23 protein-coding genes, 1 pseudogene and 1 riboswitch are annotated in these 25,084 nt (G+C 53.2%); all 24 genes and pseudogenes read left to right on the top strand.

What is annotated here, in order from left to right:
- Nucleotides 1–691: 691 nt before the first annotated feature.
- Nucleotides 692–2,134 (top strand): copper amine oxidase N-terminal domain-containing protein, encoded by a 1,443-nt coding sequence (locus tag JD108_RS20215; protein ID WP_198827718.1) that lies wholly within the window; start codon nucleotides 692–694, stop codon nucleotides 2,132–2,134.
- A 183-nt stretch (nucleotides 2,135–2,317) separates the two neighbouring features.
- Complete coding sequence (locus tag JD108_RS20210) at nucleotides 2,318–3,190, top strand: MurR/RpiR family transcriptional regulator (protein WP_198827717.1); 873 nt, start codon at nucleotides 2,318–2,320, stop codon at nucleotides 3,188–3,190.
- A 393-nt stretch (nucleotides 3,191–3,583) separates the two neighbouring features.
- Nucleotides 3,584–4,123: pseudogene (locus JD108_RS20205) on the top strand (hypothetical protein); the annotation flags it as partial.
- A 222-nt stretch (nucleotides 4,124–4,345) separates the two neighbouring features.
- Complete coding sequence (locus JD108_RS20200; protein WP_198827716.1) at nucleotides 4,346–5,311, top strand: accessory Sec system S-layer assembly protein; 966 nt, start codon at nucleotides 4,346–4,348, stop codon at nucleotides 5,309–5,311.
- Between the two features lie 90 nt (nucleotides 5,312–5,401).
- Entirely contained in the window at nucleotides 5,402–6,403 is a 1,002-nt protein-coding gene (locus JD108_RS20195) for an SLAP domain-containing protein (protein ID WP_198827715.1), read from the top strand.
- Between the two features lie 46 nt (nucleotides 6,404–6,449).
- Nucleotides 6,450–7,430, top strand: coding sequence for an SLAP domain-containing protein (locus tag JD108_RS20190; protein ID WP_198827714.1), 981 nt, complete (start codon nucleotides 6,450–6,452; stop codon nucleotides 7,428–7,430).
- A gap of 76 nt (nucleotides 7,431–7,506) precedes the next feature.
- The gene (locus JD108_RS20185; RefSeq protein ID WP_198830203.1) at nucleotides 7,507–10,044 is read left to right on the top strand and encodes a S8 family peptidase; all 2,538 of its coding nucleotides are present in this window, start codon (nucleotides 7,507–7,509) and stop codon (nucleotides 10,042–10,044) included.
- Between the two features lie 26 nt (nucleotides 10,045–10,070).
- Nucleotides 10,071–10,532, top strand: a complete 462-nt coding sequence (locus JD108_RS20180) for a hypothetical protein (protein WP_198827713.1) — start codon at nucleotides 10,071–10,073, stop codon at nucleotides 10,530–10,532.
- 53 nt (nucleotides 10,533–10,585) lie between these two features.
- Nucleotides 10,586–10,686, top strand: a riboswitch (SAM riboswitch).
- A gap of 136 nt (nucleotides 10,687–10,822) precedes the next feature.
- Entirely contained in the window at nucleotides 10,823–12,031 is a 1,209-nt protein-coding gene (gene metK / locus JD108_RS20175; RefSeq protein WP_198830202.1) for a methionine adenosyltransferase, read from the top strand.
- 537 nt (nucleotides 12,032–12,568) lie between these two features.
- Nucleotides 12,569–13,345 (top strand): polysaccharide deacetylase family protein, encoded by a 777-nt coding sequence (locus JD108_RS20170; protein ID WP_228728228.1) that lies wholly within the window; start codon nucleotides 12,569–12,571, stop codon nucleotides 13,343–13,345.
- A complete protein-coding gene (locus JD108_RS20165) occupies nucleotides 13,345–14,487 on the top strand; it encodes a sensor histidine kinase (protein ID WP_198827711.1) in 1,143 nt (380 codons plus the stop codon). Before JD108_RS20170 ends, JD108_RS20165 begins: the two co-directional genes overlap by 1 nt.
- A 31-nt stretch (nucleotides 14,488–14,518) precedes the next feature.
- Nucleotides 14,519–15,229 (top strand): response regulator, encoded by a 711-nt coding sequence (locus JD108_RS20160; protein WP_198827710.1) that lies wholly within the window; start codon nucleotides 14,519–14,521, stop codon nucleotides 15,227–15,229.
- 84 nt (nucleotides 15,230–15,313) lie between these two features.
- Entirely contained in the window at nucleotides 15,314–15,691 is a 378-nt protein-coding gene (locus JD108_RS20155; protein WP_228728452.1) for a glycosyltransferase family 2 protein, read from the top strand.
- Nucleotides 15,692–15,817: 126 nt separating this feature from the next.
- Entirely contained in the window at nucleotides 15,818–17,842 is a 2,025-nt protein-coding gene (locus JD108_RS20150; RefSeq protein ID WP_198827708.1) for an ATP-dependent helicase ComFA, read from the top strand.
- Nucleotides 17,839–18,762, top strand: coding sequence for a ComF family protein (locus JD108_RS20145; protein ID WP_198827707.1), 924 nt, complete (start codon nucleotides 17,839–17,841; stop codon nucleotides 18,760–18,762). The genes JD108_RS20150 and JD108_RS20145 overlap by 4 nt, the downstream gene beginning before the upstream one ends.
- 160 nt (nucleotides 18,763–18,922) lie before the next feature.
- Nucleotides 18,923–19,354 carry a TIGR03826 family flagellar region protein gene (locus tag JD108_RS20140; RefSeq protein WP_198827706.1) on the top strand — a complete coding sequence of 144 codons (432 nt, stop codon included), beginning with the start codon at nucleotides 18,923–18,925 and terminating at the stop codon, nucleotides 19,352–19,354.
- Nucleotides 19,355–19,469: 115 nt separating this feature from the next.
- The gene (gene flgM, locus JD108_RS20135) at nucleotides 19,470–19,745 is read left to right on the top strand and encodes a flagellar biosynthesis anti-sigma factor FlgM (protein WP_198827705.1); all 276 of its coding nucleotides are present in this window, start codon (nucleotides 19,470–19,472) and stop codon (nucleotides 19,743–19,745) included.
- A 39-nt stretch (nucleotides 19,746–19,784) separates the two neighbouring features.
- Complete coding sequence (locus JD108_RS20130) at nucleotides 19,785–20,288, top strand: flagellar protein FlgN (protein ID WP_198827704.1); 504 nt, start codon at nucleotides 19,785–19,787, stop codon at nucleotides 20,286–20,288.
- A 26-nt stretch (nucleotides 20,289–20,314) separates the two neighbouring features.
- Nucleotides 20,315–21,790: a flagellar hook-associated protein FlgK gene (flgK, locus tag JD108_RS20125; RefSeq protein ID WP_198827703.1), complete on the top strand. Its 1,476-nt coding sequence runs from the start codon at nucleotides 20,315–20,317 to the stop codon at nucleotides 21,788–21,790.
- 47 nt (nucleotides 21,791–21,837) lie between these two features.
- Nucleotides 21,838–22,749, top strand: coding sequence for a flagellar hook-associated protein FlgL (gene flgL / locus JD108_RS20120; protein ID WP_198827702.1), 912 nt, complete (start codon nucleotides 21,838–21,840; stop codon nucleotides 22,747–22,749).
- A 29-nt stretch (nucleotides 22,750–22,778) separates the two neighbouring features.
- Nucleotides 22,779–23,351, top strand: coding sequence for a DUF6470 family protein (locus JD108_RS20115; RefSeq protein WP_198827701.1), 573 nt, complete (start codon nucleotides 22,779–22,781; stop codon nucleotides 23,349–23,351).
- 15 nt (nucleotides 23,352–23,366) lie between these two features.
- On the top strand, nucleotides 23,367–23,789 hold the full coding sequence (fliW, locus tag JD108_RS20110; protein ID WP_198827700.1) for a flagellar assembly protein FliW: 423 nt from the start codon (nucleotides 23,367–23,369) through the stop codon (nucleotides 23,787–23,789).
- 8 nt (nucleotides 23,790–23,797) lie between these two features.
- Complete coding sequence (gene csrA, locus JD108_RS20105) at nucleotides 23,798–24,040, top strand: carbon storage regulator CsrA (protein ID WP_198827699.1); 243 nt, start codon at nucleotides 23,798–23,800, stop codon at nucleotides 24,038–24,040.
- Between the two features lie 177 nt (nucleotides 24,041–24,217).
- Nucleotides 24,218–24,997, top strand: a complete 780-nt coding sequence (locus JD108_RS20100) for a flagellin N-terminal helical domain-containing protein (protein WP_198827698.1) — start codon at nucleotides 24,218–24,220, stop codon at nucleotides 24,995–24,997.
- Nucleotides 24,998–25,084 lie beyond the last annotated feature (87 nt).

The raw sequence follows: 25,084 nt of genomic DNA, 5'->3' as shown, positions 1-25,084 counted from the left end.
GAATCAACCGCTAATTGGCTCTTGATGAGGAATAGAAGCACAAGTGAAGTATGTGTTGTCGATTCCAAGATGTATCAAGAAACATATGATCATTTGTTTTGTACGAATTGTCTGCACAATGGTCCATCACAGTATTTTGTAAAGGAAGAGCGATTGACTTGGCTGGAATGTAAATGGTGCGCAGAAGAAACTGTTCACACGGAAGGATCATGGAATAAGTTTACCGGGCTGTTGAGTTTAGAGTGTTCGAAATGCAGGGCTTTTAAAGTCTTTAAGGTTCATGGAGATAACGAGCTTGAAGTGATAAGCGACACGGGGAAACCCTTCTAGAACTTGCCCGACGAATTTACTGTCACGCATCAATTCTTGGGTCAGGTTCCTGTCACAACCCGAAAAAGACAAAAGGGTCTAACGAGGAAGAAACAGGCTTCTTTCTTTTGTCGGAACTGACTGCAAAACTTTCTGCTAGCTCACTGCATTTCCTTTCCCTTTCCATGCCCACGAACAATTTTCCATCTACGACAAGTAAACTGGTCAATCTTTCTTCAATGTAAACTATAGAAACTGTAGAGTTTTGGACATCTACGCCCGGACAGCTTGCGAAAATCCCGAAATATACTAAATTCTCTCTCCTCAATACCGATAAAAAAGATAAGAACGATTTTCAAATTTCACAACAGGAGTGAGACCCATGAAAAAACTGTTTTCAACAAGCATGATCCTTGCCCTCTTGGCTGTATCCCCGCTGGCAGGTGTTCACGCAGCCGACCAGGTCAAAGTGGACGGAAAGATCAAGGCAGAGCTGCGTGACAGCGATGACGACGATAAAGACGACGAAGACGACGACGAAAAAGAAAAACAAGAGAAGGAAAAAGAGAAAGAAAAGGAAAAGGCTGAGAAGGAAAAGGAAAAAGCCGAAAAAGAAGCTGAAAAAGAGAAGGAAAAAGCCGAAAAGGAACAGGAAAAAGCCAAAGAAGAGGCTGAGAAAGCAAAGGAAAAGGCCGAAAAGGAAGCAGAAAAGGCTAAGGAAGAGGCAGAGAAACAGGCGGAGAAGGCAAAGAAAGAGGCAGAGAAGGCCGCAGAGAAGGCCAAAGAGGAACTGGAGGATGCTCAGGAAGAGCTGGAGGATGCTCAGGAAGAACTGGAAGAACTCCAGAAAGAGCTGGAGGAGGCTCTAAAGGAAGCGGCAGAGGAAGCGAAAAAGACAGGCGAGGAAATCAATAAAAAGGCAGCTGTCCAAGAAGCGGTCAAAGTGAAAAAAGAACTGATCGAGCTTCGTCAGCAGTTGAAAAAAAACCCGGAGGTAACCGAAGAGCTGAAAACCAAATATGAAGAGCTAACCGCTCAACTGGAATCCATCTCCGCACTGAAGCAGGCACTCGAGGTGCAAAAGGAGCTGCTCGACCAGTTCTACAAGCCGGGCGACAAGCAAAACTTCGAAAAGCTGGGCGAACTGTACCAAAAGGCAGGAGAGACCGGTTTGAAAGCCTTTGTCAACGGCAAGGAAGTCGTCATGGATGTGGCGCCGTTCCGCGAAAATGGACGTGCCCTGGTCCCTGTGCGCGCTCTGAGTGCCTCTCTCAAGGCTGAAGTCACCTGGAAAGCGGAGACGCGCATCGTAGAAGTCGTTCGCGGTGACCAAAAGATCGTTCTGTACCTCGACTCCGGGGAAGCGGAAGTCAATGGACAGAAAGTGACCCTGGAAACCAAGCCGGTGATTAAAAACGGACGTGTCTTCCTGCCGCTGCGCTTTATCGGGGAGACGCTGAAGGCGAAAGTGGACTACCAGGAGAAGGGCGAGATCATTATCATCGAGGACCAGCAGCCGGCTGACTCGACGGACACAGGCACGGGCACAGAAACAAGCGCCGGTACAGAAACAGGCACGGGCACAGAAACAAGCGCCGGTACAGAAACAAGCACGGGCACGGAAACAAGCACGGGTACAGAAACCAGTGCCGGCACGGAAACCAGTGCGGGTACGGAAACAGGTGCCGGCGTTGAGGCGGGCACCCGAACAGGCACGGAAGCCGGAACGCAAACCGGTACGGGCACCGGAACAGAAGGCGCCTCTGGCACGCAGACAGAAGCGCCAGCCGCTGGAGAGCAGGAAAGCACCGGACAGACTGCTTAGTGCCGCAAGAGAGCTTGTCTTACCATGGACAAGCTCTCTTTTTTATTCCTCTCATCTGGGCCCCGGCGTGAGCATGAAAAAAATCTCCGGCGAAAATGAAAAAAATTTTCTCGTTTTTGATGACTTCCTTTCATTCCTTTTCTATAATGTGAGTCAAATACCGAAAAAAGGGAGTCTGCCCGAATGACAAAAGCCAGTACCAGCATACCCCAGAGTGTTTCCGTCCGGATTCGCGCGATGTACCCCCAATTGAGCGCGAAGGAACAGCAAATAGCCGATTACATCTTGAGCCACCCCAACGAGATTATCCATTTGTCCATCACGGCGCTCTCCGACCTGTGCGAATGTGCGGAAGCCACGATTTTTCGCCTCTGCCGCAGGCTCAATTTTCAGGGCTACCAGGCGCTGAAGATTGCGTTGGCCAGCGAGGTGGTCCATCCCTTGCAGAACATCCATCAGGAAATCTCGCCATCGGATGATGCGGCTTCTCTGGCGGACAAGGTCTTTCAGGCGGATATCGAGACGATCAGCGATACCCTCCAATTGACCAAGGCGAACGCGGACCAGCTGGAAAACGTCATCGATACGCTGGTCAAAGCCCGCCGTATCGAATTTTACGGGAATGGCGGTTCCGGGATCATCGCCCAGGATGGCTACCATAAATTCATGCGGACGGGAATCCCCTGCATGTACCACTCGGACTCGCATTATCAGGTGATGTCCGCCTCCTTGCTGCAGCCGGGCGATGTGGTGATCGGGATCTCCCACTCCGGCTCGAACAAGGATATTCTGGAGGCCCTGAAAGTGGCCAAGGACTCGGGCGCGACGGTCGTCGCCATCACGAGCTACGGGAAATCGCCGCTCGTGAAATTGGCGGACTACAGCCTCTTCACTTCTTCCCGCGAGACGGCGTTTCGGACAGAGGCGTTGTCCTCCCGCCTGGCTCAGCTCAGCCTGATCGATCTCTTGTATATCGCGGTCTCGTTCCGCAGGCAAGAGGAGACGGTGGACAACATCAACAAGATACGCCACTCCATCTCATTAAAAAGACTGTAGGCGGACAGCGCAAGCAGGGGCCTCTGTGTTGATTGCTTCTCCCCTGAACGGGAGGAAACGGGAGGACCTGAACGGAAGGGCCTCTCATCGCGGTGGCTTCTCAGAATATATATCGCTTAGAAAAAAAGAGAACTTGGCAAAGGGAATGAGAGAAATGATAAAAACAACCTGTGTCATTGGTCTTGATATCGGTACGACGAGCACGAAGGCGGTCGTCTATACAGAGACGGGCCGCATCCTCGGGCTGGGAAACGTCAACTATGAGCTATTAACCCCCCGTCCTACCCCGGCGGGATCATTTTATCCGCGCTGTGCTGGAGGGGATCTTGTTCAGTGTTTACCATGTAGAGCGGGCGCTGACGGACCTGGCCGGATCTTCGCGGGAGATACGGGCTTAAGGAAGCAAAACGGCTGATGCCGCGGATCATGTTTGACCAGATCGACGTTCTCGTGATCGACGAGATCGGGAAAAACATCAGCGGCGACGGGATGGACCCCAATATCACCGGCCGCTATCCGACGCCTTTTGCGCAAGGCGGACCGGACGTGGGCAAAATGGTCGTGCTCGGCCTGACGAAAGAGACGGAAGGGAACGCAAACGGGATCGGGACGGCCGACTTCACCACGCAAAGGCTGGTCGATCAGATCGACCGGGAAAAAATGTATGCCAACGGCCTGACCTCGACGGTCGTGGCTCCGACCAAGATCCCGACCACGCTGGCCTGCGACCGGGAGGCGATCCAGGCCGCGATCAAAACCTGCAACATTCTTCATTTTCCGGATGTGCGGCTGGTGCGGATCAAAAACACGCTGGAGCTGGGCGAGATCGAAATCTCGGAGGCGCTCCTGGAGGAAGCAAAAGCCAATCCCTCCATCCGCGTCTTGACGGAGCCATACGCCTGGTCGTTTACCCCTTCAGGAGATTTGACGTAGGCAGAAAAAGGTTAGCTGACAAACAAAAGCTAACCTTTTTCTCTTGTTTTCCGCGACTCTTTCCGGTTTGAAGCGTAAAAGAAAGAGATGGAAGGATTTCTCTGTCTATGCACGAGGCTACCAAGTTTTCGATGTTGCATTGAAGTTTGACTGTGTTATAGTTGAGAACGACAGTATCTCTATATGTCTATATAGATGTAGAGACAAGTTGGGAGCGACGATATGTTTTCCTTTTTAAAGAACCTGATGGGCAAAACGCCTACGCCGGAAGAGATAAAAGAACAGTTGCGTGAAGAGTCTGTCCTCGTCGCCGCGGAGAGCGAAACCCCGGGCGCGGAAGAGAAAGGAACTACGAAAGCGGGGAGGAAGCAGGAAGCCGGCAGTACGTCCCTGTCCCTGCACGAGTCTTGGGAAAGGGAGCTGAATGCCTCCGCCAAATACGCGCTGTCCTTTACCGCCCAAGAGCTGCCGCCGATGCAGCCGGGCACGCTGGCTCTGTCCGGACTCGCCCTCGTTCCCCACGAGGCAGGGGTCGAGGTAACGGCCTTTGTGCGAAATGGTCTGGATCGCCCTTTGCGTCTGGATAAAATGACACTGGTCATCCTGATTGGCGAAGACGAGTTGTTCGCCCGCCAGGAATTTGACTTGTCGGATCTGGGCGAGATTCCTGCAAACGCCGCACGTCCGTGGTCGTTTGTCTTTGCGAGAGAGAACTTCCTCAAGGTAGATATCCTGCTCAAAAACTGGAAGATCGCCTTTGAGCTCGCGCAGAAAAAGATGGTGCTGCCGCAGCAGCTGGAGCTGGAAGAATCCTGGATTCGGGCGCTTAGCGACGAGCAGAAGCAGTCGCTGATCGAGCTGGCCCAGCGCCTCCCCGCCCTCAAAGAGGGTGAGGTCAATATCCAGAGTGTGCAGCTCCGCCACTCCGAAGATGGAGCCCTGCACGCCATGCTGCTCATTCGCAATGGCTCGGCGCAGTCCCTCTCTTTTGAAAAACTGCCCCTGGCCCTCTTCGATGCAAGCGGGCAGCAGGTGGCCGTCGGTCTGTTTGAACTGGGAGGCTTGACGGTACGGGCAAGCACCAGCAAACCGTGGATGTTCATCTTTCCAAAAGAGAGCATACTACGGGAGGACGCCGATTTCTCCCGCTGGAAAGTCGCCGTTCCGCAGGGAGCGCAAGCCGAGTAGGTTTGCGATTTGACCCGATCCGGTCATAACCTTTATCATGTTGATAGTATAGACATCGTTCGTGCTCGCGGACTGGTGAGGAGGATGCAGATGTTTTCTTTTTTTAAAAACCTGACAAACAAAGAGAATGAACAGAAGCTGACCGAAGAAGAATTGAAAGAACAGATTCGGGAAGAAGCGCAAGTGAACCTTGCAGAGTTCGATGAGCAAGAGGTCATCAAGGAAGAGGCAGCCCCGCAAGAAACGGCTTCGATTCCGGTATCGGACGATGCTCCACTGGAAGTAAAGACAGAGCTTTCTCTGCACCCCGATTGGGAAGCGCAGTTGGATAACGAGAAAAAGTATACCCTTCGTTTTCTCCAAGAGGAACTGCCCAAGATGACGCTGGGCATGGTCAGCGTCACGGGCTTCAGCATGATGCCGCAAAAGACAGGCGGCATGACGGTTGCGATGTTTTTCCGCAACGGCTCTCCCTATCCGGTGAGCTTCCGCAAGGTTCGCCTGGCCGTCTACCTGGACGACCAGCCATTCGCCCGGATTCGCATCGACTTGAGCGACATGGGGACCATCCCTCCGTTTAGCAGCCGCCCATGGGAGATTCACTTCCCGCCGCAGAGCTTCCTGCATGACAACTTCCAGTTCAGCAAGTGGAAAGTACTGATGCAGGGCGCGAAGAGTCCGTATATCTGGCCGCAAGAGCTGGAGCTGGACCCGCAAATGGAAGCCCGTATGACAGCCCGTCAAAAGGATCGACTGGAAATGCTGGCCTATACGCTGCCGGCGCTGAAGGCGGAGACGGTGGAAATGACGGCTTTCGATATTGGCAAGACAAGGGATGGACGCCTGGTCATCGGCTTGTTGTTCCGCAATGGCCGCACGACAGACTACCTGCCGGGCGAGCTGAACATCGCCGTTTATGAAAAAAAGGATGGCGATCTGATCGCTTCCGGCGTCATTGACGCGAGATCAGTACGGGTACGGGCCAAAACAAGCCGTCCCTGGTTGGTTGTCTTTCCGGCGGATCTCGTGAAGAAGCCAGATGCCGATCTGAGCGATTGGTACATGAAGATCACCAGAAACACCAAGAAGTAGTCACAGCGGAAGGACGCATACTGCGTTTGGTATAGGAGGATACTGCATGAGTTGGTTACTTGAAAACTGGTTTGGCTCCAAAGAGAGCCTGGATCAGGTGCGTGAAGACATTCATGAAAACCTGCACAAGGAAATTTACCTTGGTGTGTCCGGGATCGAGAATCCGGAGCAATCGGCGAATCGCCTTCCTTCGAAGGAGCTTTTCGTGAGCTTGCACGGTCCCTGGGATGTACTGGAGGAACAGGAAGCGGAGCTGCTCCGTTATATTCACGATGAGCTGCCGCCGGTCGTCCGGGATGAAGTGGGGATTTTCCCGTTTTATACTCAGGTGACCCAAGACGGCTATCTCGTGCTCACCTACATTCGCAATGCGACGGAGAAGAGCGTCCTGTTGGATACGGTGCCGCTGAATCTGGTCACACCTGAGGGAGAGGTCGTCGCCCGAAAGAATTTCGAGATGATGACGTTTGGGCCGATTGGTGATCAGTCCAGCCGTCCCTGCGAGTTCTTGTTCCGTTGGGATGAGTTTGACAATCTTCCCGAAAAGGAAATTCCGCTTACCCTGGGGTATGTCAGACCTGTGAAAAAATCGGGTGAATCTGCACAAGCAGGAGGAGAATTGGAAATGGATGAAATCGAATACTACCGCAAGAAACTGGCCGAAAATCCGGTTCAGGAAGGCCAAGTGGATCTGAAAGCGCTGGGTCTGAAAGAAGGAGAAAACGGCGGTCTGAAAGTCGTCGTGCTGTTCCGCAACGGCCTCGACAAGCGCCTGGAATTTACCGAAGTGCCGATCATCGTTCACGACCAGAGCGGCGAAGCGATTGCACGCGTGAGCTACACTCTGGAAAACATGAAAGTCGATGCAAAAGATTTCCGCATCATTGCGTTTGAAATCCCCGCATCGTCCATCCTCAAAGAGGGTGTGTCTGTAGAAGAGTGCACGGTCTTCATTCCGAAGGCGACTCAACAGAAAACGGAGAATCCTGTGTTCGACGCCACCAAGTCAAAAGGATTTCTGCAGTAAAGAGCGTCCCCCTTTTCGCACGGCGAGAGGGGGATTTTCAATCAAAGGGAGCGGAGCTTCTTTGAAACGATTATGGATGACGGTGCTTGCCGTCGCGATAGGACTCACCGCGGTTTTGGGAGGAAGACAGACAGCGGAAGCAGCGGCTCCCACCTCCGACCGCTATATCAATAATCAAAGCCACCTCAAGCTCATCAAGGCAGATCAGGCCTGGAAAACGGTTACCAGCAACGCGGCGATTACGATCGCCGTCCTGGATACGGGGGTAGACTACAATCATCCCGACTTGAAAGGGAACCTTCTGCCGGGAGTCAATGTCGTGGAGCCTTCCCGATCGGCACAGGATGACAGCATGAACGGGCATGGAACGGCTGTGGCCGGCGTGCTGGCGGGGCGGGGAAACAACAATATCGGCGTTTCCGGCCTGTTGTGGCACGCGCGGATTCTGCCGATCAAGGTTTTGGACAAGTATGGGGAAACCGATGTCGAAATCCTCGCAAAAGGGATTCAAACCGCAATTGATCGAGGAGCCAAAATCATCCTCATGTCCGTGAGCAGCCTTTCCTACTCCAAGTCTTTGACGGCCGCAGTCCAACGGGCGGAGGCGAGCGGTGTTCTGGTGGTGGCCGCGAGCGGCAACGAAGCCAATCGCGTCGCCTACCCGGCCGCTTATCCGACAGTGGTCGCGGTGGGAGCGGTCAAGGATAATCGGCAGCCGCTGTACGATTCTAACACGGGTCCCGAGCTGAATATCGTGGCCCCGGGCTTCAATATTTACACGACGAAACCAGGCGGCAAGTACGGGACTTTCACCGGGACGTCGGCTGCGGCGCCGCAGGTTGCCGGTGCAGCTGCCTTGCTTCTGGCCCGCAATCCGAAGATGTCTCCGCTGGATGTGCGGCAGATGCTGTACCAGACGGCAACGGATCTGGGGGAGCGGGGATGGGATCGGCAGACGGGCTACGGTCTGTTGAATGTAGCAGAGCTGATCAGCGAGCGGCAGTCGCTCGATTTTCACGAGCCGAACAACACCAGAGGACAAGCCAAAGGCTTTCCGATCGAATCGCAGCTGAGGGCGCAATTGTCTGAGCGGGACCCGATTGATTGGTATTTTATGGATGTTCCTTATGATGGGAAAGTGACGTTGCTTGCGACAGTCACCTCTTCGGTGTCAGCACCGTTGGCCGCCACCTTCTACTCCGATAATCGCGAGCCTGCTACTTACTACATAGGCAACGGGGATACGCTGACCGTGCCGGCCAAAGCGGGCCGGATGTACATCAAGATGGAGCGAAGCGGCGGAGTGAATTCTTTTACCTATCTCTTGATGAGCCGGTTTGTGATCAATCCGGATCGCTACGAGAGAAACAACAGCATCGATACAGCTCGTCCCCTGGTCGGAAACCAAATCACGGTGATCGGCAATTTTCACGAAGAGGGAGACGAAGACTGGTTTTCCTACTATGTCCGGGAATACGGGCGATTAAACGTGACCGTCACCGCCGATACCAAGCGGATCGATCTGGTGATGAAGATCGGCAAGCAGGGCCAAGGCTGGGAGGAGTACGACCGCGGAGATCGCAATGATCCGACCGAACGCGCCCAAAAGGAAGTGTCGCCCGGCAAATATTACATCCGCCTGACCGAATATTGGCGGAATCAGGTAAACGGGGAGTACAAGCTCGATTTGAGCTATACGCCGATTCGAAAAGACACCAACGAGCCGAATGATACCTACCGTCAGGCTTCGCCGCTGGCGGGAGGCACGCTGATGACGGGGACGCTGCCGACCCATACGGATCAGGACTGGTTCCAATTTACGCTCGATTCTGAATCGTACGTGACGATCCGGGCACCTTTTGTTCCGGTGTCGAGCGGGATGCGCCTCGAGCTGTACGGTGCCGATACGCTGAACTACGCGCTCGTTTCCACCAATGATGTCGCGCAGCTGTCCGATCAGGGAAAAGAGGTCCTGGGGATGAAGCTGAAGCCGGGCAAATACTACATCCGGCTGAACAGCTTTGTGCCGTTCAAATACGACTCCTACCGGCTTACGCTGACCAAACAGACATTGATCGAAGGATACCGCGACATCAGCACGCACTGGGCCCGAAATGAAATCGCCAGACTGAGCCGCAAGGGCGTGGTCAAGGGCTTTGACGACGCTACCTTCCGGCCGGACCAATCCGTCACGCGAGCCCAGTTTGCGACGATGCTGGTTCAGTCTATGCGGGCCAAGGGTGTCAATGTCGTTCCTTATGCGGGGAAAAGTCCGTTCCGTGACCTTTCCACCAACCACTGGGCCCATGCCAATATGATGACAGCGCACAAGCTCGGCATCATCCAGGGCTATCCGAACAACAGCATCAAGCCGGACCAGTCGATCACGCGGGCAGAGATGGCCCTGATGGTGGCGCGGGCGCATGATCTCTTGCTGTACAAGCGGAGCAAATCTTCCTTTGCCGATTTGCCGACCAGCCATTGGGCATCGCCGGCGGTGGAGGCGCTCGCCTCCAGGAACTGGATCAGCGGCTACGGACAAACATTCAAGCCGCAGGGCAGGGCTACGCGGGCGGAAGTGGTCGTCCTGCTGGCCAAAGCTTACCAATTGTAATCCGATGGAAAAGGAGAGAATAGAACATGAAAAAAGCAACCAAGGGATTTCTCGCCCTGGCCATAGTCGGAACAGCGGTCTTTGCATCGCAAGCACTGGCTGACGGAAACGGCGGCGTGCCGGGTTCGGTCGACGATCCGGTTGTCACCAAAAGCTATGTTGATCAGCAAATCCGGCAGGCTTTGGGCGGAGGCGGAGGCAGTGTCTCCAATGGATTGACCGTGGTGGAGCTGTATCCGGGGCAGACGCTCTACGGCTTTGAAGGGACCGAATTTATCGTTCGCACCGGCAAGGTACAAGCCGTAGCAGGCAATAAAGGCGACGGCTTGACCGATATTACCGAAGGAGCCGACCTGCGCGGCGGAGCACTCGTGCAGGCCAATCACCTGCTTCTGATTGCCCGCTCTGACAATCGCGGTCTGCGCCTACAGTCGGGGTACGACAACGTGGCCTACATCATGGTCCGGGGCAAGTACGAAATACGCTAACCGCTTATTGACACCGGAGATAAAAACGATTATTCTATAAACCGTAATGGATACTCTTATCCAGAGCAGGCGGAGGGACTGGCCCCATGAAGCCCGGCAACCGACTCGAGCGGTGCTAACCAGCAGAACGGTAACCTGTTCTGGCCGATAAGAGGGTAGGGAACGCAATCACAGCACCTTTTCCTCACATACAGGAAAAGGTTTTTTTTTGCTTGTGCCGTCGTCTAATAATAACCTGTTTCGGCTACCACACTATTTGTATGAGGTCAAAGGAGGTATTTACATTGGCTTTGCAAAAAGGGCGTCGTCTGTTTACTTCTGAATCCGTCACAGAAGGTCATCCCGACAAGATTTGCGACCAAATTTCCGACTCGATCCTGGATGCGATTTTGTCCAAGGACCCGAATGCTCGCGTCGCATGCGAAACTTCCGTTACCACGGGTCTGGTGCTCGTGGCGGGAGAAATCACCACCAATACTTACGTAGATATTCAAAAGCTCGTTCGTGACACCATCCGTGAAATCGGCTACGATCGCGCCAAGTTTGGTTTTGACGCCGACACTTGCGGCGTACTGACAGCGATTGGCGAGCAGTCTGCAGACATTGCCCTCGGCGTAGACCAGGCATTGGAAGCGCGTGAGGGTACCATGACAGATGCGGAGATCGAAGCAATTGGCGCCGGCGACCAAGGCCTGATGTTCGGCTTTGCTTGCAACGAGACACCTGAGCTGATGCCGCTGCCGATCAGCATGGCTCACCAATTGGCGCGCCGTCTGACTGAAGTACGCAAAAACGGCCAGCTGAGCTATCTGCGCCCGGATGGAAAAACACAGGTTACAGTGGAGTACGATGGGGACAAGCCAGTCCGCATCGACACGATCGTCATCTCGACGCAGCACGCGCCTGAAGCAACGCTGGAGCAAATCAAACAAGACCTCACCGAGCATGTGATCAAGCCGGTTGTGCCAGCTGAACTGCTGGATGCCGAAACCAAATATTTCATTAACCCGACAGGACGTTTTGTTATCGGCGGCCCGCAGGGTGATGCCGGTTTGACCGGACGCAAAATCATCGTAGATACCTACGGCGGTTATGCTCGTCACGGCGGCGGCGCTTTCTCCGGGAAAGATCCGACAAAAGTGGACCGCTCCGGTGCGTACGCAGCGCGCTATGTGGCGAAAAACATCGTGGCAGCCGGCCTCGCCGACAAATGTGAAGTTCAGGTAGCATACGCTATTGGCGTGGCGCAGCCTGTTTCCATCAGCGTCGATACCTTTGGCACCGGCAAGGTGGCGGAGGAGCATCTGGTGACGCTGATCCGCAAGCATTTTGATCTTCGTCCTGCCGGTATCATTAAGCAGCTTGATCTGCGCCGCCCGATTTACAAGCAGACAGCGGCCTACGGCCATTTCGGCCGCAATGACTTGGATGTGCCATGGGAGCGCACAGACAAGGCGGAAGCGCTCAAGCAGGATGCAGCCGCATTCATGCAGCAATAACAGATGCCTGGAGAGCCTGGTGATTCACCGGGCTCTTTTTTGTGCCTGAGGGGCCGCTGTGGAGCGGACAGTGAAGCCTCCCTGCAGGGCGGAGAACGGAGCTTAGCATGGGAACATGATTCTTCTCACTACAGCCCCGCTATTCGTTTTACTGGTTAAAAGGCACACGGAATTCGATATAACCGCTTATATGCTCCCGGGCAATGGGTAAATAGACAGGAGCTTTACTGGAATTCAGTTCATAAAGGAATCTGTTTGCGTACGTCGAAATTCCTATATAGGCATAGAGGAGGGATCTGTTTGCCGAAGAGACTGCCCTTCCTTCTCGTATTTTTCATGACTTTAGGGCTGGTTGTAGCTGGCGGACTGCTCGGGACATCCTCTTTTTTACAACTAGAGGAGTCAAAAGTGCAACCTTTCCCCCATGTGATTACGTCTATAAGCACAAGTGAGAAAAACGAAGCTTTGCCACAAAAAGATGACAGCCGGGAAAAAGCTGTTTCCTCAGCATTATGGTACAGAAATCGGGTAGTTGTTTTGACGTACCATCATGTGACCGACAATTCTGACCAGCGCTATGTCATCGGTGCTGATGCATTCGAAAAACATATGGAGTTTCTGTACGAAAACAACTTTCATCCGATTTCGTTGACAGAGTTTGTCCGTTTTGTGGAAACGGGTGTGCTGCCCACCGCCAATGCGGTGCTGATCACTTTTGACGATGGGTACGAAAGCTATTACACCCATGCCTTTCCCGTGATGGAGCGTTATCAGTTTCCGTCCGTCAATTTTGCCATCCTGGGACGACTGCGAGATACGGACGAGCGCAAACGGGAGAACATGACCATGCCGCTGTCCAGGCCGCAGGTAAAAGAGATGCTGCAAACCGGGTTGGTGGACATCGGTTCTCATACGTACAGCCTGCATGATGAGAAGGCGCGCAACGAATGGGGAGAGCTGGGTCCGGAGACCGCTCCCGTCTATGTTGAAGATCTGGAGCGGCTCGAAGACGAGCAGGAGTACCGAACACGCCTGTATGTGGACTTTACCATGTCTCGCGTCGGCCTGAGCGATCTGGTCGGCAAACAGGTGGAAACCATTTCGCTGCCGTTTGGCTACAGCAACGAAATCGTGCTCGATACAGCCAAGCAGGCAGGGTACCGGTTTGTATTCAATTCCAATCCGGGAGTCGTGACTGCGAAGGTCGATCCATTTTCCATCCCCCGCTATGATGTCGGGCTGCGGGAAGTGGATACAGCCAGGCTTGAGCAACTGTTCCGAGAGGTTAAAACTGCGTTTGAAGGAGAACCATGATGAATCAGGCGATCAGTATTACCATGTTGGATGGTGTGATTAATCGCACGATCGAGACGGTGGAGACGAGTAAATCGCAAATATTTGAGATCGCCGAGAACGCCAGGCAAGAGGGGAACTCCCTCAAATTTGATTTGCATGAATTGCGCCAGGAAATCGCAAAAGTGATAAGCAAGGTAGATGAATTGGAGCTCTCCTACCGCAGGGCCCGCGCCCGCCTCGTGCTGGTCAGCCGCAATTTCAACACCTATACGGAAGAGGATATTCGCATCGCCTATGAGGAAGCGAATCGCATCCAGGTGGAGCTGTCGATCTATCGGGAGCGCGAAAATAACCTGAAAAAGCGGCGGAACGATCTGGAGCGTCAGCTGCGCACGCTGGAGGAGACAATCGAGCGCGCCGAACAGCTGGTGACCCAGATGGGCGTCGTACTCGGGTATCTGACGGGGGATCTGAGCAAGGTAGGAGCCGTCCTGGAAGAGGCGAAGAAACATCAGCTGATGGGTCTGCAAATTATCCAGGCCCAGGAAGAGGAGAGGAAGCGGGTCGCGCGAGAAATCCATGACGGTCCCGCCCAATCCATGGCCAATGTCGTGCTTCGCTCCGAAATTGTAGATAAAATGCTGAGGAATGACCGCATTCTGGAAGCGCAGATGGAATTGCATGAACTGAAGGAAATGGTTCGCCTTAGTCTGGCGGATGTCAGACGGATCATTTTTGATCTGCGTCCCATGGCGCTTGATGATTTAGGTCTGGTCCCGACCCTCCAAAAATACATACAGACCTACGAAGATCGCACGAAAATCTCGGTTGATCTCGTCGTCTTTGGAGTAGAGCAACCGCTCCAAAGCTCTGTGAAAGCAGCGCTCTTTCGCTTGGTACAGGAGTGCCTGAACAACGTGGAAAAGCACGCCGGCGCCAGCAACGTCCAGGTGAAACTGGAGTTTCTGGAAGAGATGCTGCGCCTGGTAGTCAAGGACGACGGCGTCGGCTTTGACAAGGAAAAGCAAATATCCAAGGGAAGCTCGTTTGGCTTGCTCGGGATGAGAGAGCGTTCGCAGCTGCTGGAAGGAACGATGGAACTGCAGACTTCCCCTGGAGAGGGAACGAGAGTCATGTTTCAAATACCGGTTAAATTCTGAAAAGACACAGAGTGTACAGGGAGGATGACTTATGGAGAAGGTACAACAGCAAGAAATCAGCATCGTAATCGTAGATGATCATCAGCTTTTCCGCGAAGGTGTCAAGCGCATTCTGGAGATGGAAAAAGATTTTCGGGTCGTGGGCGAGGGCGCTGACGGGGACGAAGCCTTCCGTCTGGCCGAAGACCACAAGCCTGACGTCGTTTTGATGGATATCAACATGCCGAATGTCAGCGGCGTATCGGCCGCCGAACAAGTCATTTCAGTGAGTCCGAGCACGCGGGTGATCATGCTCTCGATCCATGACGACGAAGGCTATGTCTACCGCACGCTGCGCTCCGGCGCTTCCGGTTATCTTTTGAAGGAGATGGGCACCAATGACCTGGTGGAAGCGGTCCGCGTCGTGGCCTCCGGCGGTGCGTATATTCACCCCAAGGTGACTGGCAAGCTGATCGACGAATTCCGCCGCCTCAGCGAGCAGGAAGGCACAGGTGACCGCGGGGGATCCTTGGATGATTCCGATCCGGTCGATCCGAAGGTGATCGAATCGCTCACACGGAGAGAGCGGGAGGTGCTGCAGCTAATGGCAGAGGGAAAGAGCAACAGGGCGATTGGGGAATTCCTGTTCATCAGTGAGAAGACGGTGAAAAACCACGTCAGCAGCATCTTGCAAAAGCTGAGCGTACAGGACCGGACGCAAGCCGTCGTCATTTCGATTAAAAATGGCTGGGTAAAGCTCTAGAATCACCCGGCAAGATCAGCAACCGCAGATTCCCCAATCCAAGCCGTCACGCATACCTTGATCTCAGGAGGAGGTATGACCGTGATGGAAGAGTTGGTGATCTGGTTGCTGGCGGCATATGGAGGCTCCTCTCTGCTGGTGGGATTGGCTAACTGGTGGATGGGACGGCGGGGAAATGATGTGTCCCCGAGTGGCGAGCACTATCGCTTGCTTCTGTTCAATTCGGGGGATGTCGTGGAGCAAGTGGTCCGGAAGCTTCAATTCCACTCATATGTAAGAGGTGTCCCGATATCCATTTCTTATCAAGATGATGGGTCGGTCGACGATACCATTCGGATCATGGCGGTACTGGAACGCACAGATTACCCATGCAGGCGAGAAGAGCCGGAGGGTGCGATGTCGGCGTCGCCTGTCATGACCATAGACCTTCGCCGGGAAGGCGAGCAGCAGCACGCTCAGTGAGCGTGCTATTTTTTGGGTTTTTCGCAAGAAATGGCGGAGATCTTGCCCGCTTCCTCCGATTTATTTGCAGCCGTATGCTGTCTTGTTGGACACTAGGCTTACCAGATAAAGGCGGGGGTGGATCTCATGCGGGAATACCTGCTTTATATCAAAGTGTTGGGGAGGACAGCACAGGCGCATATCACGCCGTGCTTTCATGTAGATCAGGCGTTTTGGCGGGAAAGAGAGGGGGCACAGCTGTATGTGATCGGCAAAAGCAGATCGCTCGCCCTCGCCTTTTACCTGCGCGGGGAGCTGAATGCAGAGCTATCCCGGCGGGCATTTAGCGAAAAAAGCGTAGGACGGCTACGTCAGATTGCCAGCTCGCATGTCAGGGAGGCCAATGTATTATATGGCAGGCGAGCGGCCGGTATGACACCCATTGGGGATCGTTGGTTTTCCTTTGAAGCGGCAGGAGGAGACACTCTGGAGAGAAGGGCGTTAGCGGATGGCCAGACGGATGTCCCGAAGGATATGCCAAAGGATATGCCAAAGGATATCCCGATGGTTAACCCGGCGAATGCCACAAAAATTGCCCCGACGGATGCACAAACGGATGCAATCATAGCCGCCAGATCCGTTTCCGAGCCGTCCATGGTTTTCGCAGATCGATCTATCCACGACATCCCATACGAATCCGCAAAATGGCTCCACCTGTTAAACGGACGGGCGCTGCTCTGGGAGGAGACTGCTTCTTATCTCGAACAAAAGGGATTTACTCCCCGTTCGCTGGAGCATTGTCTTCAGTGGAACACCCTCCTGGGCAAAGCGGAACGGAAGCCAGGCATCGAGTGGAGCATCAAGAAAAGCTGGCTCCGGCATGAAATCAGACTGGTGTGCGCCAGATGCGGCTCCGATCAGTCCGTCGTGCTCGCACGCTGCCATACATGCGAGCAGGGCTGCGGCTATTGTACGGAGTGCCTGGATATGGGGAGGAGCAAATGCTGCACACCGTATATCTGTGTCCCCGGCTCGAGCACCCGCTCCGGAGATGGCGAGGCGGCTGCTCTCTATTGGAGAGGGCAATACTCCCCCATGCAGAAGGTGGCTGCGGAAAAGGCGCGACAGTTCGCAGCGGCGACTCGGCCCGGACCGTCGGAATTTCTGCTTTGGGCTGTCTGTGGCGCCGGGAAAACCGAGCTGCTGTTTCCGTCTGTGGCCGAGACATTGCGTGCAGGCGGACGAGTCCTGATCGCCACGCCGCGCAAGGATGTTGTGCTGGAGCTGGCGCCGCGCATCAGGGCCGTCTTTCCTGCCGCCCGTGTCATCGCTGTCCACGGCTCCAGCCGAGAAAAGTGGGAGGACGGCGATATCACGATCGCGACGACACACCAGGTGATGCGGTACTATCAGCGCTTCCCGCTGGTCGTCCTCGATGAAGTGGATGCATTCCCCTATCACAATAATCCCGTTCTCTACCGGGTGTTGGCTCGCGCCGTTCAGCCCGGAGGCAAAATACTCTACCTCAGCGCCACACCGCCCCGGTATTTGCAGAAGAGGCTGGTCCCGAGAGCCGGATATGCGTCGCAGGGCTCGCCCACTCACGTCCTGCTCCCAGGCAGATACCACGGATCTCCCTTGCCCGTGCCGCGCATTTCGACGGTGAGCGGACTGTACAAGCGATTGACCGCGGGACGTCCGATTCCCGAACTGCTGGATCCCATGGCCGAATCTCTTGGACAGGAGCGGCAGGTCTTCGTATTTGTCCCGCGAGTCGAACAGGTGGAGCGGGTCCTTCGCTATTTGCAGGAGAAGCTGCCGGCCTATGCGGAGGCGATGGCGGGCGTACATGCGGCCGATCCAGAGAGGGAGGAAAAGGTCCGGCGGTTTCGCGCCAAGGAGCTGATGGTGATGATTACGACCACGATCCTGGAGCGCGGGGTGACCATCCCCCGGAGCGATGTCATCGTGATGGGGGCGGAGGCGCCTGTGTTTGACGAAGCATCGCTGGTGCAAATCGCGGGGAGGGTCGGCAGGTCTGCGGATGCACCGGATGGCACGGTGCTTTTTCTCGAAGCGTATCGGACGTCGGCCTCCCGGGCGGCTGTCCGTCAGATTCGGCGGATGAATCTGCTGGCGGCGCGTATGCGAGAGGCAGGCGATGAGCGGTGAGCGGGAGAGACTGTTTCAGCTGCGGCGGCGTGGTGGGACAGCGGGGAAGGGAGGAGCAGGTTAGACGCTGGAGCCGTCGTCTCTCCCGCCCCGCGACGTACCCTCGCATCTATCGGCTGGTGGCGGGACTCCCGCTTTGCGGCATCTGTCTGGAAGAGTGGCAGGTGATCGGCGAGCGGATTTGCCATGGCTGCGGGCGGGATCTGGACAGGATGGAGCGGAATCTGGAAAGGTTGGAGCGGAATCTGGACTGGCCAGAGCAGGAAGACGGTACAGCTTGGATGCTGCGGCCTGGACCACGAGACGGGGGAAGGACTGGCATCGGCTCCTTGCAGCCAGAAGGCGACGAGCTTTGCGCGGATTGTACCAGGCTTCCGCAGCACACCCCGTTTCCAGTTCAAAATAGAGGGCTGCTGCTCTACAGTCAGGGCGGCAAGGACCTCTTGGGCAGGTACAAGTATCGCGGAGATGAGCGAATGGCGGCGTACTTTGCCTCGCTTCTTGCGATTGCTTTTTTGCGCTCATACGCTCATTTGCGTTTTGCATGTGTGACTGAGGTGCCGCTGCATCATAGCCGGTTAGCCGAGCGGGGATTTAACCAGATGGAGCTGGTGGCACGGGAGCTGTCGCGGTTGATTGACGTCCCCTACCGCTCTCTTTTGCTGCGCGTCAAGGATACGGCCAAGCTGAGCAAGCAAAAAGGCAGAAAGGAGCGGGAACGGAGCATGTCCGGTGCTTTTTCCTATACGGGCAGCCAAGGCCTCTGGGAGTGGCGGGCACCTTGGAGTGCCAACAGACTGAACATCCTGCTCATCGATGATATCTACACGACCGGCTCCACTCTGCGCGCCTGTGCCGATGCCGTCAGAAAAGGGCTGGGGGAAAGGGTTCAGGTGTACGGACTTACTTGCTTTCGGTAAAACGTATTCGGAATGGGCCGAGGCTGTTCTTACCCGTGAGATTTGTTAACTCCTTTTTGAACATTCCTCATTTTTTCTTGTACAATCGTCAAATTTCGATATGATGTAAGTATATCCAGTTTTCTCTAACTGACTCGGATCGGGTAAAGGAGTTGTCTTTATGTCCCTGGGCCAGCTTTCCAACTGCACAAGGTGCGACGCTCTGTTTGTACAAACTGTTCGTGAGATATGCCCCAAATGCTACCAGGAAGTGGAGAAAGAATACGAAGCCTGCGCAAAGTATCTGCGCAAGCGCGAAAACCGGGGCGCCAACATTTATCGGGTGAGTGAAGACACAGGTGTAAGTATTAAGCAGATCACCAAGTTTATTAAAGAAGGGCGAATCTCTATCGAGGGAAGCCCTGCGCTCGGCTATCCCTGCGAGAGCTGCGGCTTCTTGATTCGCAGCGGCAATCTTTGTGATTCCTGCCTGCGCAGCCTGCAGCATGACATTACCCAGCAGAGCGAATTGGACCGCCGACTGGAAGAACAAAGAAGGGAAAGTCTCGCTCAGGCCGCCGCTTATAAAAGAAGGGCGAAATCTGACGAATAGTTTTGACACAAAAAATCTAATCGAACGCAGAGGAAATGCCGATGATACTACTAAGAACGAGTATCGTCGGTTTTCTTTTTTACAGTTTTTTCGGTTTGAGAGGATGGGGTAGAAGATGCGGATCAACGAAACGAATCGCACAGGCATGATCAATTCGTACAACAGTGCCGGCAAGTCCCAGGAGGCGAAAAAAGGCCGCGCATCCATGGGCAAGGACGAGGTCAATATCTCCCATGAGGCGCTCGAGATGCTGAAGCAGGTAGAAGAGCCTCAATCCCCGGCCCGCAGAGAAAAGGTGAGCAGCCTGAAACAGCAGGTCGAAGAAGGGACCTACAAGGTGCCCAGCGACAAGTTGGCAGAAAAGATTCTGGCTTTTTGGCGCAAGCAGTAGAGTGTAAATCGTGCAGATGACAAAAGCGGAGGAAGCAATATGGCGAATTGGAGCAATCTCTACGAGCTGCTCGACAACTTGATCCAACTGCATAAAGCGATGCTTACGCTCGCGGGGCAAAAAAGAGGCGTGCTGATCAAAGGCGACGTGGATCAGTTAATGGCCATTACCACGCAGGAGAAAAAGCTGATTAAAGCTGTCGATGCGTCGGAAAACGCCCGTCAAGCTCTGGTCACCCAACTGTTTGCAGACCAGGGTATCCAGCGGGAGAACGGTACGCTGGAAGACTTGATCAAGCTGACGACCAGCCCGGAAGAGAAAGCCCGTTTAACAGCGGTTCGCGAAGAATTAAAGCGGATCATCGGAGAGCTGCGGCAGGAAAACGAGCTGAATCAGCAGCTCCTGAAGCAGTCCCTCTCTTTTGTAACCATGACGCTCGATCTGATTACGGATACGCCGGAGGACGACTATTTTTACGGAAAATCAAACCGATCGGATGGGCATCGAGGTCCTACTCGAACGTTTTTTAATACCAAGGCATAGATGAAAATTGGGAAAGGGGTGCGGACATGCGCTCTACTTTTCACGGATTAGAGGTTAGCAAACGCGGATTGTTCGCTCAACAATCCGCTTTAAATACGACCGGACACAATATTTCCAATGCCAATACGGAAGGGTATACGCGTCAGCGGGCCAATATGCAGGCGACGACGGGGATTCCGTATCCCGGGATGTTTGCCAATGTGGAGCCGGGATTGCTCGGGACTGGGGTGAATGTCGTAAGTCTCCAGCGTTTGCGTGAAGATTTCCTGGACGTACAATACCGCAACGAACACAAGCGGCAGGGATACTGGGATGGCCGTCTGGAGACATTGGAGAAGCTGGAAGGCATTATGAATGAGCCGTCCGACACTGGTCTGCAGAAGGTCATGGACCAGATGTGGCAATCTTGGCAGGACCTGGCCAAAGACCCGACGAACACTTCGGCTCGCGCCGTGGTTCGGGAGCGTTCCAAAGCGTTTGCCGATACATTGAACAGCACCTATAAGCATTTGGAGGAAGTGCAGCGTGACCTGAATAACGTCATCGGGGTAAAGGCGATGGAGATCAACTCCCTGGGCGAGCAGATTGCCAGCCTCAACCGCCAGATCGCCGATGTCGTCCCGCATGGATACGTCCCCAATGATCTGTATGACCAGCGCGATGTTCTGCTGGACAAGCTCTCCAAACTGGTCGAAATCCGAACGACACCGGGGGCCAGCGGGACGGTAAACGTCACGATCGAAGGACGCGACTTTGTAAACGGAGCGCAATCCCAGCCAGTGGCGACGCAGCAGAATGCCAACGGATTGTTTGATCTGACGATTGCCGGAGCTGCCTTTATCCCGACGACAGGATACATGGCCGGCGTCTACGAATCCAGAAGTCAGATTGTCCCCAATCTGATGCACCGGTTGGATGTGCTGGCGGTCAATCTGACGAAGGAAATCAATGATTTGCACAGACAGGGCGTCAGTTTAAACGACATTAAAAATGGAACGGCGCAGGACTTGCCGTTTTTCGTAGATGCCTCTACGCCAGCGGGTGGGAAGGATTATCCCAAGGGAGCGGGAACGATTCGGATTCATCCGGATATTCTGGGTAGTTTGGATGCGATTGCGGCCGGTCAGCCGGAGCCAGGTGGGAATACAGCGGGAAATAACAAGAATGCCCTTGCCATCGCAGCTATTAAATTTACGGTAATCCAGCCTGGTCCAGGGCCAATGGACTTAAAAGAAAGTTCTTCGCTCGATGATTATTATCGCTATACAATAGGCCAACTCGGTATCGACACGCAGGAAGCAAAGAGAAATTTACAAAACTCCGAGATGATTGTAGGTACTATCGATAACCACAGACAATCGATATCCGGTGTCTCTATCGATGACGAGATGGCGGAGCTGGTAAAGTTCCAACACGCATACAGTGCCTCTGCCCGGATGATGACCAGCATCGATGAAATTCTGGATAAAGTGATAAATGGTATGGGCCGGGTCGGCCTCTAAACAATAGCAATCCCTGAAGAATGCTGAAATGAAATGAGGGAGATACCATGGCTATTCGCGTAACGCAAAACATGCTGAATAACAATATGCTGCGTAATCTGCATCAATCGATGAGACATATGGATAAATTGCAAGAACAGCTTTCTTCGGGTAAAAAAGTATCCCGCCCTTCGGATGATCCAGTGGTAGCTACGCGTGGTATGTTCTATCGGTCTTCTCTGATGGAAGTTGAGCAATATCAACGAAATGTGGATGATGCCGAATCCTGGGTGGAATTGACGGACAAGACCTTGGACGAGGTAGGCAATGTCATGCAGCGCATCAGTGAGCTGCTGGTTTACTCCGGGGATGGAGCCCTGTCGTCTTCCGATTTACAGGCAATGGCGCAGGAAGTCGCTCAGTTGAAAGAACACTTGGGGACATTAGCGAACCAACAGCTGAATGGAAAATATATTTTTGGTGGGTCAGCTACCAATATTGCTCCTTACAACCCGGCAGCTCCTACAGTATCCGGAGGAGTAGGTGACTTTACCAGCACAAACAGTGAGGAAGTTAACCTGGAAGTAAGTCAAAATGTCTTCGTGGGCATTAATATCAACGCGCAAAACGTTTTTAATTACCCCAATAACGCCGGGAATATGTTTAATGTTTTGGATCAGATTCTGAACACGTTGAACGCTGGAAAATCAGCGGCCAGTTTCGGGACGGCAATCAAAGACCAATTCGATAATCTCCTGTCGGAGCGGGCGATCCTGGGAGCAAAGGCGAATCGAATCGAGCTTGTGAAAGATCGTTTGAGTGTTCAGGAGGTAAATGTCACTGGACTGATGTCGAAGAATGAAGACGCAGATTCTGCCAAGGTCATTACCGAATTGAAGTCTCAGGAAAATGTCCATCGGGCTGCCCTGGGAGCAGGCGCGCGAATTATCCAGCCAACCTTGCTTGACTTCCTGCGCTAGGCCAAACGAAGGCGGAAGGAGCAGATCATATGCAGTTTCCGCAGTTACGCATGGAGAATCGCTATGCACAACTGGGATTAAACATCATCAAACCCGTTCAGGAGATTCAGCAGCCAAAAGCTGATCTCCAGATCAAGCAGGTGCCGGCACAGCTGGAGATCAGGCAGCCGATGGGGGAACTGACCATCGACACCTCAGAAGGCCAGGCGAACCTGGATTTGCGTGGACCCCTGCGCCGAGCGAGAGACAACGCTGATTACGGGTATCAAAAGGTAATGGAAGCGATTGCGCAGATCAGTCAGGAAGGCGATCAACTCCGAGCCATCGAGAATAAGGGAAATGCCATTGCGGCGATCGCCTTTGAGGAAGGGTCCATCTATCAGAATTCGTATGTCCTCGATCGAACGAGCGGAGATGGAGTAGAAATCCGATATGAAGCAAGACGCCCGGAAATCAACGTAAAATTTGGCGGTGCTCAAATAGAGGCGACGCCACAGAGACCCATTCACAACTATAAACCGGGGAAAGTAGAGGGCTATGTCAAGCAGTGGAATAGCCTTTCTATTGAAGTGGTCGGGTTACATGTAGATCGCTCGCTGTAAAAAGGAGATGTGTCAATGAATACACCCCAGGAAGTCGATTATGGCGTCATCACCTTCGAAGAGGGGATTCCCGGGTTTTCCGACCTCAGGAGCTTTCAATTGGTACAGGCGGAGCCGGAAAGTCCCGTTTTTTCTCTTCTTTCACTGGAGAACAATAAAATCGGCTTTTGGCTGATTAACCCATTTGCCTTTTTCAAAGAATATGAATTCACCCTGAGAGAGCATCATAAGGAAACGCTCCAGATCAAAGAGGATACTCCTGTCGTTGTGTTCAACATTGCTACGTTGCGGGGGCAAAATGCCATCACAGTCAATCTGAAGGCGCCGATCGTCGTCAATCTCCAAAAACAGAAAGCTAAGCAGATCATCCTGGAAGATGATCGCTACGACGTCAGACAGCCGCTGCTGCTAAGTACCTCAAATGAACCAGATAAGTAGGTGAATCCATGCTGGTCCTATCTCGAAAGAAGAACGAATCGATCATCATTGATGGAAGCATAGAAATAAAAATTATCGGGATTGAAGGAGAGTCTGTCAAGATCGGGATCGAGGCGCCCAATCATATTGAGATTCACCGAAAAGAAATCTATGTAGCGATTCAAACGGAAAACGAAATCGCCTCACAAAACACGGGGGCCCTGCAAACATTAAAAGAAATGATTGGGAAACCGCCAATTTCTGACGAATGAAAAAAGCGTCAGAAATTTTTTCTTTTCCTAGGTAAAAAAGACTAAACGTTTCTAATAGATCGTCCGATAATAAGAATGTAAAGGAAATAAACTCAAGCGCGCGATTGAGCTTATCTCCGAAAAATAGCAGGAACCATCCACATGGACGTGGAGGTTACACTCAAGGAGGAAAACGAAATGATTATTAACCACAACCTACCAGCGATGAACACTCACCGCAACATGGGCAACAACGTACTGGGCAGCAGCAAGAGCATGGAGAAGCTCTCTTCCGGTCTGCGCATCAACCGTGCAGCTGACGATGCAGCTGGTCTCTCCATCTCCGAAAAAATGCGCGGCCAAATCCGCGGTCTGCAACAAGCTTCCCGCAACGCTCAAGACGGTATCTCCCTGATCCAAACGGCTGAGGGTGCGCTGGATGAAGTGAGCAACATGCTCGTTCGTATGAAAGAACTGAACGTGCAAAAAGCGAATGGTACTTACAATGATGATGACAAAGCCAACATCGACCTTGAGTTGGATGCATTGGGTGATGAAATCGACAATATCATTTCCACCACTGAATTTAACGGTTTGAAGATTCTTAACGGAACTACCGCAGCTGATATTGCCATCAGCCATGACGCATCAGTTACATTAAAAATTGATGTTGCAAAGCTGGATGACGCGAAAGGCCTTGATAAGGATAAAGGTGTTGCCAATATTGAAAAAGCAATCACAGCGGTTAATACTCAACGTGCGACTTATGGTGCTCAACAAAACCGTCTGGAAAGTACTGTTCGTAACTTGAACAGCACTGCTGAAAACCTGCAAGCTGCTGAGTCCCGTATTCGCGACGTAGACATGGCTGCGGAAATGATGAAGCTGACCAAGAACAACATTCTGCTGCAAGCTTCCCAAGCGATGCTTGCACAAGCGAACCAACAACCACAAGGCGTACTGCAACTGCTCCGTTAATCAGTATTACTTTCATAGCATTACCGTCAGGCTACCGAATAACATCGGTAGCCTATTTTCTTAATAAGAGAGGGAATAAAGAAAAAA

The organism is Brevibacillus composti, assembly GCF_016406105.1.
Lineage (GTDB): Bacteria > Bacillota > Bacilli > Brevibacillales > Brevibacillaceae > Brevibacillus > Brevibacillus composti.
This window is presented reverse-complemented; position numbering and strand designations above follow the sequence as displayed.